The organism is Comamonas odontotermitis, assembly GCF_040396735.1.
Taxonomy (GTDB): domain Bacteria; phylum Pseudomonadota; class Gammaproteobacteria; order Burkholderiales; family Burkholderiaceae_C; genus Comamonas; species Comamonas odontotermitis_C.
The window spans coordinates 1-13,013 of record NZ_JBEBNZ010000002.1 but is presented as its reverse complement, the minus strand read 5'-3'; the positions used below and the strand labels follow the sequence as shown (position 1 = coordinate 13,013).

The 13,013-nt window shown below is 64.2% G+C and carries 14 protein-coding genes; 4 read left to right on the top strand and 10 right to left on the bottom strand.

The features are described from left to right. Nucleotides 1-5 precede the first annotated feature (5 nt). The 7 genes from tolQ to ACH2DG_RS02465 all read right to left on the bottom strand — a co-directional run bounded on the left by tolQ (nucleotide 6) and on the right by ACH2DG_RS02465 (nucleotide 5,084). Entirely contained in the window at nucleotides 6-704 is a 699-nt protein-coding gene (gene tolQ / locus ACH2DG_RS02495) for a protein TolQ (RefSeq protein WP_224151887.1), read from the bottom strand. Then, on the bottom strand, nucleotides 701-1,129 hold the full coding sequence (gene ybgC, locus ACH2DG_RS02490) for a tol-pal system-associated acyl-CoA thioesterase (RefSeq protein WP_395024146.1): 429 nt from the start codon (nucleotides 1,127-1,129) through the stop codon (nucleotides 701-703). Before ybgC ends, tolQ begins: the two co-directional genes overlap by 4 nt. A gap of 11 nt (nucleotides 1,130-1,140) precedes the next feature. Beyond that, nucleotides 1,141-2,337: a pyridoxal phosphate-dependent aminotransferase gene (locus tag ACH2DG_RS02485; RefSeq protein WP_395024145.1), complete on the bottom strand. Its 1,197-nt coding sequence runs from the start codon at nucleotides 2,335-2,337 to the stop codon at nucleotides 1,141-1,143. Between the two features lie 142 nt (nucleotides 2,338-2,479). Continuing rightward, nucleotides 2,480-3,016: a transcription antitermination factor NusB gene (gene nusB / locus ACH2DG_RS02480; protein WP_224151890.1), complete on the bottom strand. Its 537-nt coding sequence runs from the start codon at nucleotides 3,014-3,016 to the stop codon at nucleotides 2,480-2,482. Then, nucleotides 3,013-3,474: a 6,7-dimethyl-8-ribityllumazine synthase gene (gene ribH / locus ACH2DG_RS02475; protein ID WP_395024144.1), complete on the bottom strand. Its 462-nt coding sequence runs from the start codon at nucleotides 3,472-3,474 to the stop codon at nucleotides 3,013-3,015. Before ribH ends, nusB begins: the two co-directional genes overlap by 4 nt. Before the next feature lie 3 nt (nucleotides 3,475-3,477). Next, on the bottom strand, nucleotides 3,478-4,599 hold the full coding sequence (gene ribBA / locus ACH2DG_RS02470; protein ID WP_395024143.1) for a bifunctional 3,4-dihydroxy-2-butanone-4-phosphate synthase/GTP cyclohydrolase II: 1,122 nt from the start codon (nucleotides 4,597-4,599) through the stop codon (nucleotides 3,478-3,480). Nucleotides 4,600-4,793: 194 nt separating this feature from the next. After that, nucleotides 4,794-5,084, bottom strand: coding sequence for a 2Fe-2S iron-sulfur cluster binding domain-containing protein (locus ACH2DG_RS02465; protein ID WP_184707258.1), 291 nt, complete (start codon nucleotides 5,082-5,084; stop codon nucleotides 4,794-4,796). A 541-nt stretch (nucleotides 5,085-5,625) separates the two neighbouring features. Between ACH2DG_RS02465 and ACH2DG_RS02460 the strand changes: the two genes are divergently transcribed. The 3 genes from ACH2DG_RS02460 to ACH2DG_RS02450 all read left to right on the top strand — a co-directional run bounded on the left by ACH2DG_RS02460 (nucleotide 5,626) and on the right by ACH2DG_RS02450 (nucleotide 10,921). Further along, nucleotides 5,626-6,543, top strand: coding sequence for an SDR family NAD(P)-dependent oxidoreductase (locus tag ACH2DG_RS02460; protein ID WP_395024142.1), 918 nt, complete (start codon nucleotides 5,626-5,628; stop codon nucleotides 6,541-6,543). A 295-nt stretch (nucleotides 6,544-6,838) separates the two neighbouring features. Further along, nucleotides 6,839-8,368 carry a glutamate--cysteine ligase gene (gene gshA, locus ACH2DG_RS02455; RefSeq protein WP_395024141.1) on the top strand — a complete coding sequence of 510 codons (1,530 nt, stop codon included), beginning with the start codon at nucleotides 6,839-6,841 and terminating at the stop codon, nucleotides 8,366-8,368. A 198-nt stretch (nucleotides 8,369-8,566) separates the two neighbouring features. Next, entirely contained in the window at nucleotides 8,567-10,921 is a 2,355-nt protein-coding gene (locus ACH2DG_RS02450; protein ID WP_395024140.1) for an FUSC family protein, read from the top strand. On the opposite strand, the gene ACH2DG_RS02445 is transcribed toward ACH2DG_RS02450, so the two are convergent. Next, the gene (locus ACH2DG_RS02445; protein ID WP_395024139.1) at nucleotides 10,922-11,218 is read right to left on the bottom strand and encodes an oxidoreductase-like domain-containing protein; all 297 of its coding nucleotides are present in this window, start codon (nucleotides 11,216-11,218) and stop codon (nucleotides 10,922-10,924) included. It abuts the gene before it with no gap. Then, nucleotides 11,215-11,466: a hypothetical protein gene (locus ACH2DG_RS02440; protein WP_395024138.1), complete on the bottom strand. Its 252-nt coding sequence runs from the start codon at nucleotides 11,464-11,466 to the stop codon at nucleotides 11,215-11,217. Before ACH2DG_RS02440 ends, ACH2DG_RS02445 begins: the two co-directional genes overlap by 4 nt. Before the next feature lie 70 nt (nucleotides 11,467-11,536). On the opposite strand from ACH2DG_RS02440, the gene ylqF reads away from it, so the two are divergent. Next, nucleotides 11,537-12,481, top strand: coding sequence for a ribosome biogenesis GTPase YlqF (gene ylqF, locus ACH2DG_RS02435; RefSeq protein WP_395024137.1), 945 nt, complete (start codon nucleotides 11,537-11,539; stop codon nucleotides 12,479-12,481). On the opposite strand, the gene ACH2DG_RS02430 is transcribed toward ylqF, so the two are convergent. Continuing rightward, nucleotides 12,475-12,795 (bottom strand): hypothetical protein, encoded by a 321-nt coding sequence (locus tag ACH2DG_RS02430; RefSeq protein ID WP_395024136.1) that lies wholly within the window; start codon nucleotides 12,793-12,795, stop codon nucleotides 12,475-12,477. The genes ylqF and ACH2DG_RS02430 overlap by 7 nt on opposite strands. Nucleotides 12,796-13,013 lie beyond the last annotated feature (218 nt).

Genomic DNA, 13,013 nt, shown 5'->3' with positions numbered 1-13,013 from the left:
TCTTGTTAGTGCGCAGCGTGCAGCGGCTGGGCACCCAGGTTGCGCTGCAGGATGTTGGAGAACTCTTCGATGAAGGTTTCCTGCTGGCTGGCGATGCGGTCGATGCCGCTGGAGAAGCGGTTGTAGGCCGTGACGGCCGGAATGGCGGCGAACAGACCCATGGCGGTGGCCACCAGCGCTTCGGCAATGCCGGGGGCCACGGTGGCCAGCGTGATCTGCTCCATGTTGGCAAAGCCGGTGAAGGCGTGCATCACGCCCCATACGGTGCCGAACAGGCCGACGTAGGGCGAGACCGAGCCGATGGTGCCCAGCAGCGACAGGCCCGATTCGATCTCGTCCATCTCGCGCTGGAAGCTGGCGCGCATGGCGCGGCGGGTGCCGTCCAGCAGGGTGTCGGGGTTGGTGATGTGGCGCTCGCGCAGCTTCTGGTATTCGCGCATGCCGCTGGCAAAAATGCGTTCCATGGGGCCGCAGGTTTTGACGTTGTGGATGGCGTTCTGGTAGAGCTCGTTCAGACTCGATCCAGACCAGAAATCGGTCTCGAAGGCTTCATTCTTGTTCTTGATCGATTTGAGCATCCCCACCTTGCGCAAGATGGTGGCCCAGCAGGCGACCGAGGCGCCGACGAGGATCAGCATCACGAGTTGCACTACCCAGCTGGCGTGCAAGACCAGACTGGCAATGGACATTTCTTGGGGGTTCATGAGATGGTTTGAATCAGGGTTGGAGGAATTCTTGCGGGCCGCATGCTGGCAGCATCGACCCAGCCGATACGGATTGTGCCTTCACACAGCAGCACAGGTGTATCCGTTGGTTGCTTCGGTTTTAAGAGCACCTGCTGCGCTATGGTCATGGACGCGCGGCCTGCGGATTGGAGTTGCGCGGTGACGACGAGTTCATCATCCAGCCGCGCAGGTTGTAAATATTTGATATTGGCCTCGCTCACCACGAACATGCCGCCCACCTCGTCGCGCAGGCGCTGCTGCTCGATGCCCAGCGAGCGCAGCCATTCGGTGCGGCCGCGCTCCATGAACTTGAGGTAGTTGGCATAGAACACGATGCCGCCAGCATCGGTGTCTTCCCAGTAGATCCGGAGGCTGTGTGTGAAGGGCAGGGCGCTGGAGGTCATTGCAGTGCGCCTCAGGCCAGCAGCTTGCGCAGGCGGGCGATGGCTTCCTGCAGCTGCTCCATCGAGTTGGCGGTGGAAAAGCGCACAAAGCGGCCCGTGTCCACCGTGCCGAAATCGCGCCCCGGCGTGATGGCCAGGTGGGCGCGCTCCATCACGGCGTAGGCAAAGTCCCAGCTGCAATCCTTGCCGGGTGCGATGCCCAGCTTCTGCGCTGCCTGCGTGCAGTCGGCCCAGGCGTAGAAAGCGCCATCGGGCGCCACCGGCACGGGCATGCCGAGCGCTTCGAGCGCGGGGATGAAGTAGTCGCGGCGCGCCTTGAATTCGGCGCGGCGGCGTTCGTACTCGGCAATGCTCTCGGGGGCAAAGCAGGCAAGCGCCGCATGTTGGCTGATGGTGCTGGCGCAGATGAAGAGGTTCTGCGCCAGGCGCTCGATGGCGGGCACGAGCGCCTCGGGCACAACGGCCCAGCCCAGGCGCCAGCCGGTCATGTTGAAGTACTTGCTGAAGCTGTTGATCGAGATGATGTCCTCGCCCAGGGCGAGTGCCGTCTGGCCGTAGGTGTCGTCATGCGACAGGCCCAGGTAGATTTCGTCGATGATGGTGAAACCATTCCGTGCCTTGACCACATCGTGAATCTTGCGCAGCTCGGCGGGAGCAATGGAGCTGCCGGTGGGGTTGCTGGGCGATGCCAGCAATACGCCACGTGTCCGGTCGCCCCAGGTGGTGCTCACCTTGTCGGCGCTCAGCTGAAAACGCTCTGCGGCCGTGGTGGGCAGCAGAACGGCATTGCCTTCCGCGGCGCTCACAAAGTGGCGATTGCAGGGGTAGCTCGGGTCGGGCATCAGAATCTCGTCGCCCGCATTGATGAGCGCCAGGCACACCAGTTGCAGCGCGGCCGATGCGCCTGCCGTGATCACGATGCGGCGGGCCGGAATATCGACGCCAAAGCGCTGCGCATACCAGGCCGACAGCGCCTCGCGAAGCGGTGCAATGCCCAGCGCAGGCGTGTACTGCGTCAGGCCGCTTTCGATGGCCTGGCTGGCGGCTTTCTGCACCAGAGGTGGCGCGGTGAAATCGGGCTCGCCAATGTTCAGGAAGATCATGGGATCGGCCGTGCCCGCCACCTTGGCCGCCAGTGCCTGGGCGGCCTTGGCCACTTCCATCACATAGAACGGTTCAATGCGGTCGGCACGGTTGGCAATCTTCATGGTCTCTGCAATCAAGGGTGAAACAGGTGCTGGCGCTTGCTGTTGATACGCAATGCGCTATCAAAAGTATAACTGCATGACGGACAAGCGCAAAAGACAGAACCGATGCCGGCAGGCAGTGCGGGCATCGGTTGTCTGGGGATCAGGCCGCCGTGTTGCGGTCGGCTGCCACTTCGGCAGCGCGCAGGGCGGGCGCCAGGGCATTGAGCACGGCGTTCACATATTTGTAGCCGTCGGTGCCGCCAAATTCCTTGGCCAGTTCAATGCTTTCGTTGATGACCACGCGCCATGGCACATCCAGGCAGTGCTGGAACTCGTACACACCGATCCACATGCAGGCGTGCTCGATGGGCGAGATCTCGGCCATCGGGCGGTCGAGGTGCGGCACGATCTGGGTGTTGAGCGCTTCGGCGTTCTCGATGCAGCCGTGCAGCAGGGCGTCGTAATGCGCGGCGTCGGCCTTGTGAAAGCCTGCGAGGTCGCGCGTGAAGCTGTCGATGCTGCTGGCGCTGTTGCCGCTGACCAGGTGCTGGTAGAGCGCCTGCAGCGCAAACTCGCGCGAGCGGCTGCGGGTGGACTTGGAGGCTGCCTTGCGCGCGCCGGTCGAGGTCAGGCCCTTGCGGGATTGGCGTGGCGGGCGCTTGTCGGGAGAGGATTCGCTCTGGTCGTGGTTGTTCATAGTGTTTCCAGCAGGTTGGCCATTTCGACGGCGACGATGGCGGCATCGCGCCCTTTTTCCGTCTGGCGTGCGATGGCTTGCGCTTCGTTTTCGGTGGTGATGATGGCGTTGGCGATCGGAATCTGGAAATCCAGCGCAATGCGCGTGACACCGGCACCCGACTCGTTGGCCACCAGTTCAAAGTGGTAGGTTTCGCCTCGGATGATGCAGCCCAGGGCGATCAGTGCATCGAAATCTTCCGATTCGGCCATGGCCTGCAGGGCGACGGGCACTTCGAGCGCGCCGGGCACGAGGACGTGGCGGATGTTGTCTGCCTGCACCCCCATGGCTGCCAGCTCCTGGAGGCAGGCGTCTGCGAGGCTGTTGGTGATGCTTTCATTGAAGCGCGCCTGCACGATGCCGATGGACAGCTTGCTGCCGTCGAGGTTGATGGCCTTGCCTTTTTCTGCTCCAAACATGGCTTATTCCTTGCTGATATATCCGGTGATTTCGAGTCCGTAGCCTGCCATGCTGGGCAGGCGGCGGGGGGCGCCCATCAGGCGCATTTTCTGTACGCCGCAGTCACGCAGGATCTGCGCGCCAATGCCGTAGGTGCGCAGGTCCATGCGGCCACGCTCGGGCGCCTGGGCAGCGCGGGCCTTGCCGTCGAACTGCTGCACCAGCTGGCTGGCGCTTTCATTGCAGTTGAGCAGTACGGCCACGCCGCTGTCCTGCCCACCCAGGTAGGCGAGGCTGGCGTCCAGCGTCCAGCTGTGCATGGAGCGGTTGGTCTCCAGCAGGTCCATCACCGACAGGGGTTCGTGCACGCGCACGGGCACGTCGATCTCGGCCTTTACTTCGCCCTTGACGAGGGCGATGTGCACGGCGTGGCTGGCGCGGTCTTCATACAGGTGAGCGGTGAATTCGCCGTGCGCGGTCTGCAGGCTGCGGCTGCTGACGCGCTCGACCAGGGTTTCGTTGCGGCTGCGGTATTCGATCAGGTCGGCAATGGTGCCGATCTTGATGCCGTGCTCGGCGCAGAACAGCTGCAGGTCGGGCAGGCGGGCCATGGTGCCATCGTCCTTCATCACCTCGCAGATGACGGCAGAAGGCGAGCAGCCAGCCATGCGGGCCAGGTCGCAGCCCGCTTCGGTGTGGCCGGCGCGCATCAGCACGCCACCATCAACGGCTTGCAGCGGAAAGATGTGGCCGGGCTGCACCAGATCGCTGGCCTTGGCATGGGGTGCCACGGCGGCCTGCACGGTGCGGGCGCGGTCGGCGGCCGAGATGCCGGTGGTGACGCCTTCGGCAGCTTCGATGGAGACGGTAAAGGCGGTGGAGAGCGGGGCACCGTTGCGCGCCGTCATCTGGCGCAGCTCCAGGCGCTCGCAGCGCTCGCGGGTCAGGGTCAGGCAGATCAGGCCACGGCCCCACTTGGCCATGAAATTGATGGCTTCGGGCGTGACATGGTCGGACGCCAGCACCAGATCGCCTTCGTTCTCGCGGTCTTCTTCATCGACCAGGATGACCATGCGCCCAGCGCGCATTTCGGCAACGATTTCCTCCACCGGGGAGATCGGTGCAGGGGACAAGGGGCTGCTCATGGATTGCCTTTAAAGAACATAGGTGGCGGGTTGCCGTTGCGTGACCTGGCAGGCGCTGGTGGCACCCGGCAGGCAGTACAAACCCCAATTTTAGACCAGGCGCATGGCGCCTGCGGGGAGGTTCCCATACTTGAGGGCATGGGAGGGCCTCGGTCCGCACCGGGATGGATCGCTTGATTTGAATCAAATTTGAATCAATATTCGCCGCGCAGCAGCACCACATTGCCGTCGGGGTAGGCGACGCAAGGCAGGATACAGCCTGCCTCCTTGTCCTCGGGGCTCAGGCCCGGCCATTCAATTTCGTAGTGCACGCTGCCTGATTTGAGGCGGCCCACGCAGGTGCGGCAGGTGCCGTTGCGGCAGCTGCTGGGCCAGTCCACGCCACCTTCTTCCAGCGATTGCAGCAATGGCGTGTCGGCCCAGGCGTCGACCTGGATGTCTTCGTTATCAATTTGGGCGTTGTAAAGCTCTGGAGTGATCGGCATGGGAAATCAATGCACGGGCAGACGCCGGTGCTGGTAACAAATCAACTGAAAAAAGCATAGCGCCTCGCGCTTGCCTGGTATATGCAAATGAGCAAAACCATTGGTGGACCCGGTTTTGCTGAAATTGCGGGCAATGTAACACGTGCGTAATAAAAACATGGGCTTAGCGGTTGAATTGGCCGGGATCGGCCACTTATCCACATGGTTGTTCAGTAAATTTCGGGATAACCCTAGGGATCTTCTGCAAAACACCCTGCCGTGGTCTGAACGCGGTCTCGGGCGATCCGCTGCGTTGTCTTCCTCGGCAATGGCTACGGCTCGCCTTCAAAAGACGTCTTGCGGCTCATCCCGTTCCGCGTTCATCCCAACTGGCGACGGCGTTGCAGCGGATTCCTGGGAGTACAGCCCTGTCGCCCAAGCGGCGCAAATGGTGGGGCGGCTGGCTTACAGTGCCTCTGCATCACGGCTTTCGCGCTTGGGCGGAGGCAGTCAAACAATACAGGGGTGCCTGCGCGCACTCCGCAGCCAAAAAGGTGCAGCTATGGGATTGGACTTCAGCGAACGGGTAGCGATTGTGACGGGCGCAGGCGGCGGTTTGGGCCGCGAGCATGCGCTGGCCCTGGCGCGGCGTGGCGCCAAGGTGGTGGTCAATGATCCGGGCGGCGCGGTCGATGGCCGCGGCAACTCGTCGGCGGCCGAAAAGGTGGTGCAGGAGATCGAGGCGGCAGGCGGCACCGCCATGGCCAACCATGCATCGGTCACCGATTTTGCAGCGGTCGAAGCCATGGTGGCCCAGGTGATGGAGCGCTGGGGCCAGATCGACGTGCTGGTCAACAACGCCGGCATCCTGCGCGACAGAAGCTTTGCCAAGATGGAGCTGGACGATTTTCGCCAGGTGCTCGATGTGCACCTGATGGGCAGCGTGCACTGCTGCAAGGCGGTGTGGCCCCACATGCAGGCGGCCGGGTACGGGCGCATCGTGCTTACCACCTCGTCATCGGGCCTGTTCGGCAACTTTGGGCAGAGCAACTATGGCGCGGCCAAGATGGCCCTGGTCGGCCTGATGCAGACCCTGGCGCTTGAAGGCGCCAAGTACCACATCCATGTCAATGCACTGGCGCCCACGGCGGCCACCCGCATGACCGAGGGCCTGATGGCGCCCGAGGTGCTGCGAGCCTTGCGCCCTGAGCTGGTGTGCCCTGCCATGCTGGTGCTGGCGCACGAGAGCGCGCCCACCCGCACCATCCTGTGCGCAGGCGCAGGCAGCTTCGAGGCATCGCACATCACCATGACGCGCGGCGTCCACATCAGCACCGATTGCGTGCCGCTGGCCGATATGGATACGCGTCTGGCCGAGCAGTTGCCCCAGGTGCTCGACCGCCAGGGCGATGCCGTGCCCGACAACGGCTTTGTGCAGGCCGACATGGAAATGCGCAAGGCCCTGCAAAAGCTGCATTGAGCAGGCCGCCTGCACTGGCATACAGGGGGGCGTTGCACAAAACAATAGCTGGTAGCGCTCGCCAATATTTGGTTTCAATGGGTTTTGTGGTTGTAACGAAGGGCTGGCAATCACTGGCAGCTCTCTTTTTTGCCGGCAAAAGGCGACGGGCTGCGGCCGCCTACACTGCCGGCAGCGCTTGCGCAGCGGCGGGCTGGCAAAATCCCGGGGCGGGCGCGGGCTGACTGCGCATGGCGCAACCAAGGCGGGCACAACCTGATAATGTGCTGCCTCAGCTTGGCACACAACAATGCAGATGAACCATATCCAACAACGAATCGACGCGGTCGGCCGCGAGCGCCTGCTGCACATCGGCCGAGGCATTGAAAAAGAAGGCCTGCGCGTGACCGAGGACGGCGCGCTGGCGATGACGCCGCACCCCGCTGCCCTGGGCTCGGCCTTGACGCACCCCAGCATCACGACCGACTTCAGCGAATCGCAGATCGAAATCATCACCGGCGTGCACCAAAGCGTGCAGGGGTGCCTGGACGACCTCTCGCAGGTACACCAGTATGTGTACCAGGTGCTGCAGGCCAATGACGAGCGCCTGTGGATTTCGAGCATGCCTTGCTCGCTGCCGCCGGACGAAACCATTCCGCTGGGCAGCTACGGCTCGTCCAACATCGGCCGCAGCAAAAGCGTGTACCGCATGGGCCTGGGCCACCGCTATGGCCGCCGCATGCAGACCATCTCGGGCATCCACTACAACTGGTCCATGCCCGGCATCAGCAGCGAAGAGTACTTTGCGCTGATCCGCAACTTCCGCCGCCAGGCCTTTGTACTGCTGTACCTGTTTGGCGCGTCTCCGCTGCTTTGTCCGTGCTTTGTGGAAGGCCGGCAGCACCAGCTGCAGCCACTGGGCGACGGCAGCGGCGCGCTCTACCTGCCGCATGCCACATCGCTGCGCATGGGGCGCCTGGGCTACCAGAGCGATGCGCAGGCATCCATCAGCGTCAGCTACAACCACCTCAAGGGCTACGCCGATTCGCTGTACGGCGCGCTCACCCAGCCGTATCCTGCCTACGAGAAGATCGGCATCCAGAACCTGGGCGGCGAATACAACCAACTGGGCACCAGCCTGCTGCAGATCGAAAACGAGTTCTACGGCACCATCCGCCCCAAGCGCACCGTGCAGCGCGGCGAGCGCCCCCTGCATGCACTGCGGGAGCGCGGTGTCGAATATGTCGAAGTGCGCTTGATGGACATCAATCCATTCGAGAGCATGGGCATCTCGGCGCAGACCATGCGCCTGCTGGACGTGTTCCTGCTGCACTGCCTGCTGTCGGACAGCCCGCCCGATTCGCCTGCCGAAATCGCCGAGATGAAGCACAACCAGCACCTGACTGCCGAACGCGGCCGCGAACCGGGCCTGCAACTGCAGCGCAACGGCCAGCCGGTGCTGCTGACCGAGTGGGCCGCAGAGGTGCTGCAGGCCTGCGCGCCCATTGCGGCGGCGCTGGATGCTGCCCACGGCGTGCAGGACTATTCGCAGGCGCTGGCTGCAGCGCACCAGTTGCTGGCCAATCCCGAACAGACGCCATCGGCCCAGGTGCTGGCAGCGGTGACCGGGCAGTTCCAGGGCCAGTTCAAGGCCTTTGGCGCCGCACAGTCGCAAGCGGCCCGCGCCGCCACGCTGGCCCAGCCCTGGAGCGAGGCACTGACCGCCCGCTACCAGGCGTTGGCCACCGATTCCGTGAGCGCCCAGAAATCGCTGGAAGCGGCCGACACCGTGCCGTTTGAAGAATGGCGCCAGTGCTATATGTCGCCCGAACACCTGGTCGTTTGACACCGCTGGTAAAGCCATCCATACCCAAGCCCGCCTGCGCGGGCTTTTTTGTTGCACCCAGGCTGCAGCGCAGGGCAGTGGATTGCAAGAAGTTGCAAGCGGCAGCCTGCTTCTTTTTTGATAGCTGACGGCGCGCACAATCGCGGCGCTATCATTTGTCTGACAACAAGAACTCCATCCATCCCGTATCGTTCAGCCATGGCGCATTTCTCTCCCGACCGCAGCTGGCGCACCTTCAAGCGCAGCCTGCTCAATCACTATGTGCTCAATGGGCTGGAGGTGGCGCTGGGCCTGTTCCTCGTCACCACGCTGGTGCACCTGGTCTGGGGCGTGCAGCATGCGGCGGCGGCCTCGGTGGGGGTGATCGTCACCATCGTGGTGGACATGCCGGCGCCCAAGCGCGGCAAATTCTGGCGCATGTTGCCAGCGCCACTGCTGGGGGCGCCGCTGTTCTGGCTGGTGCAGCTTTTGCACCAGCACCCGGTGCTGCTGGGTTTTCTGGCCGTGTTCTCCACCTTCTTCGGCTTTTTGTGGATGGCCTGGGGCAAGCGGGGCGGGCCGGTGGCCATTGCCGTCGTGCTGGCGATGGTGCTGGCCATGTCGATCACGCCGCAGCCCGGCCATGTGCTGGAAGTGGCAACGCAATCGACCCTGTTCTTCGTCATCGGTGCTGCCGTCTACCTGGTGTATGCCGTGGCGGCCAACGCTATCCTCAACCTGCGCTACCGCGTGCAGTTCATCGCCGATACGGTGCTGTCGCTGGCCGCGCTGATGCTGGAGCAGGCACGCATGGTGCTGCCCGACGCCGCGCGCCATGTCGGGCTGGACGACGAAACGGTGGACGGCGAGGCCTATGGCGACAACCTGGCCGACCGCAATTTCGGCAGCTTTTCGCGCCAGAGCCCGCAGGCGGCGCACATGGGAAACCTGCTGGCGCGGCACGCCGCCTTTGCCGACCAGCTGCAGGCGGCACGCGACATCGTGCTGGAGAGCCCGCGCACCCCGCGCCGCCAGCGACTGGCGGGCATGCTGATGCAGATGCTCGACATCCGCGACCATCTGCTCGCCTGCGAGCTCGATCTGGAACACCTGCGCAAGGTGCCCGAGCAGGCGCCCATGCTGCTGGCCCAGCAGGCCATGCTGCGTGCGCTGGCGCTGGAGCTGGTGCACCTGGCAGACAGCCTGCTGTGGGCACGCAAGCCGCAGCCCATGGCCAACCTGAACACCTTGTTGCTGCCCATGAAGGCGGCCTGCACACCGCGTCAACGCCTGGAAGAGGCGCTGCCCGACCAGTACGACCCCGCAGCCCTGCCGCCGCAGGCGCTATCGCAGGAGCTGAGCGAGCGCATCGTGCGCATCCATGGCGAGGTGAACCGCCTGATCCAGCTGGGCCGCGACGAGGCCGAGCCCGATCTGGCCGTGGTGCGCGCCAGCTGGCAGATGTTCGTCAGCCCCACCGCCTGGTCGTGGTCGCCCTTCAAGGGACTGATGAGCTGGGACGCGCCCCCGCTGCGCCACGCCATTCGCGCTGCGCTGGCGATTGCGCTGGGCTATGTGGTGGTGCAGCTTCTGCCCTGGAAGGCGCACGCCTACTGGGTGCTGCTGACCATCGTGGTGGTGCTGCGCGGCAGCCTGGCGCAGACGCTGGAGCGGCGCACCATCCGCGTGCTGGGCACCTTGCTGGGCTGCGTGGCGGCGCTGGCCATCCTGTCGGCACATCTGCCGCCGCTGGCGCTGATTCTGTGCCTCACGCTCGCGCAGGGCATATCGCACGGCTTTGCCCTGCGGCGCTACCTGTTCACCGCCATGGGTGCCACCGTGCTGGGCCTCGTGCAGGCGCACATGCTCAATGCCGAGGGCAGCACGAGCTTCCACATGTTCGAGCGCGTGGTCGACACCATCATCGGCACCGGCATCGCCTGGGCGTTTGCCTATGTGCTGCCGTCGTGGGAGCGCTCGCAAGTGCCTGCGCTGGTGCAGCGAGTGCTCAAGGCCCAGGCCGCGCATGTGCGCACATCGCTCTCGGTGGAGCAGTTGCAGGCCGTGGACAACGCCCCCGAGCTCGCCTGGCGCCTCGCCCGGCGCGAAGCCTATGACAGCCTCTCGGCGCTGGTGCAGGCGGTGGACCGTTCGCTCAAGGAGCCGCGCGCCGTGCAGCCGCCGCTGCAGGCGCTGGAGCAATTGCAGGCCCACTGCTACCAGTTGCTGGGGCAGATGACCTCGGTCAAGATCATGCTGATGATGCGCCGGGGGCAGACGCCGTCGTCGTTTGCCGTGCAGCAACTGCAGGAGACGGTGGCCGACGTCGACGCGCACCTGCTGGCGCCCGTGGCTGCAACGCCGCAGCCCGGAGACGCCGCTTTGCCCAAACCGCCCGCACCAGAGCCTGTGCCCGACCCGGAAGACCGCGACCTGCTGCCCTGGCTGATGCGGCGCCTTGCGGCATCGCGCATCCTGGCGCGGCAGCTGCAGGCCGATGCCGCGCAGATTCACCAGGCATTGGCACGGCAGGAGCCCGAAATGCCTGCCGCAGAGGCCGCGCAGGCGAATTGATCAGGCGCAGGATTGAATGCCCGATGGGGCGCCGGGCGAGGTGGGGTGCGCTTCGGTGTCGGCCAGGGCCTGCAGCGCGCATTCCTGCCAATACATGGCGGCGGCAAAAAAACCTTCCCACACGCAGCCATTGCAACCACGGCCGCAGCAGGTGGTGGGGGCGTCGGGCGGCGTGCGCAGGCTGATGCCGCGCGCCGTGGCTGCCGCCAGCAGCGTGTCAAAGCAGTCCCGCGCGGCACGCAGGCTGGTGAGCGGCTGCAGGGTGGGCAGGGCAGTGGCGCCCGAAGGGGCTGTCATTCCGTGGGGCGTGGCGGCACGGCCTTGCGGCGCAGGCCAAAGCGCACCACAAAGGCCGCCCCCAATACCAGGGAAAACCAACCCACCGCAGCGGCCTTGGCGAAAACTCCCTGCACAATAGCGCCTTGGCTGACAGAGGGCGACACAACAATCACCAGCCCGATCATGACCAGAATAATGCCTTTGATGAGCAGATCCTGATCGGATTTTCGCTGCGCATCCCACTGGCGTTGAGATAAAGAAGACATGGCTGCATTATCCGGCACCTGCGTCGTCCGCAGGCGCACCGGGCCCTGGCAGCCTGCAGAAAGCAAGATTATGAGTATCCAATGGTTCCCGGGGCACATGCACCTGACGCGCAAGCTGATTGCCGAACGCATCAAAGACATCGATGTGGTGATCGAGGTGCTTGATGCGCGCATGCCGGGATCAAGCGCCAACCCGGCGCTTACCGAGCTGACCGGCCACAAGCCCACGCTCAAGATCATCAACAAGCAGGACATGGCCGACGCCGCGCGCACGGCGCTGTGGGTGGACTGGTACGACGCGCAGCACGAAACCAAGGCCCTGCCGCTCGATGCCAGCGAGCCCGCGCCCGCCAAGCGCCTGGTGGAAGCCTGCCGCAAGCTGGCCCCCGGGCGCGGCGGCATGGCCAAGCCGATGCGGGTGCTGATCTGCGGCGTGCCCAACGTGGGCAAATCCACCCTGATCAACAGCATGAGCGGCAAAAGCCAGGCCAAGGCAGGCGATGAGGCCGGCGTGACCAAGGACGAGCAGCGCATCGTGCTGGACGACGATTTCTACCTGTGGGACACGCCCGGCATGCTGTGGCCCAAGATCATCGTGCCGCAGACCGGCTACAACCTGGCCGCCTGCGGCTCGGTGGGCCGCAATGCGTATGACGACGAGCTGGTTGCCCTGGAATTGCTGCTGTACCTGCAAAAGCACTATGCCCGCCAGCTGGACGAACGCTACAAGCTCGGTCTGGACGACGAGGAGATTGCCGCGCTGCACGACGACGAACTGCTGACCCTGATTGGCAAGAAGCGCGGCGCTGTGATGAGCGGTGGCCGGGTGAACCTGCAAAAGGCGGCAGAGCTGCTGATCACCGATTTCCGCACGCAGATGCTGGGCCGCATCACGCTGGAGACGCCGCCAGAATTCGAGCAGTGGCGTGCTGCAGGAGAGGCCACGGAAGCCGAGCACCAGGCCAGGAAGGCCGAGCACGCCAAGCACCGCAAGGCAGGCCGCAAGCGCTATTGAAATAACAGCGGTTGGCGCTTGCTGGCTGGCTGCTGCGGGCCGCCGACGGCGGGGTACGCAAAAATGCCGCCAACCGCGACGCCCTGCAGCGCGCGTTTTGCATCATTGGCAACTTGCCGGCAGATGGCGCCCAAAGCCAGCAAAAAGTCGTGCAAAGCCCGCTGTTGAGGGGTTGCATTTTTGCAACGAATTTTGTATAATGCTTGATTCCCGCCAGTCTTGGCACTACATTCAGCGCTCATCTTCCTATCGCTGCAGTAACGAATGACCTTCTGCAGCGCACCGCAAGGAGTTTTTGCTATGTCCTGTTTCATGTTCAACCATTTCGACTGAACACGGTTCTTGCCCCGGCTGAACTGTGGTCACACCGTTCAGCCTCGGCCCAGATCGCTGCCCGCTCCCCTTGCAGGCAGGATCGACAAAAGCCCTGGCTTCCCCGCCGGGGCTTTTTGTTTGGGCCCGCGCCTCTTCTGGTCTCCTGCTGTGCAGGTGTCTGGCGCGGCCCGTGAGGAACCGCACAATGAGTGCAAAA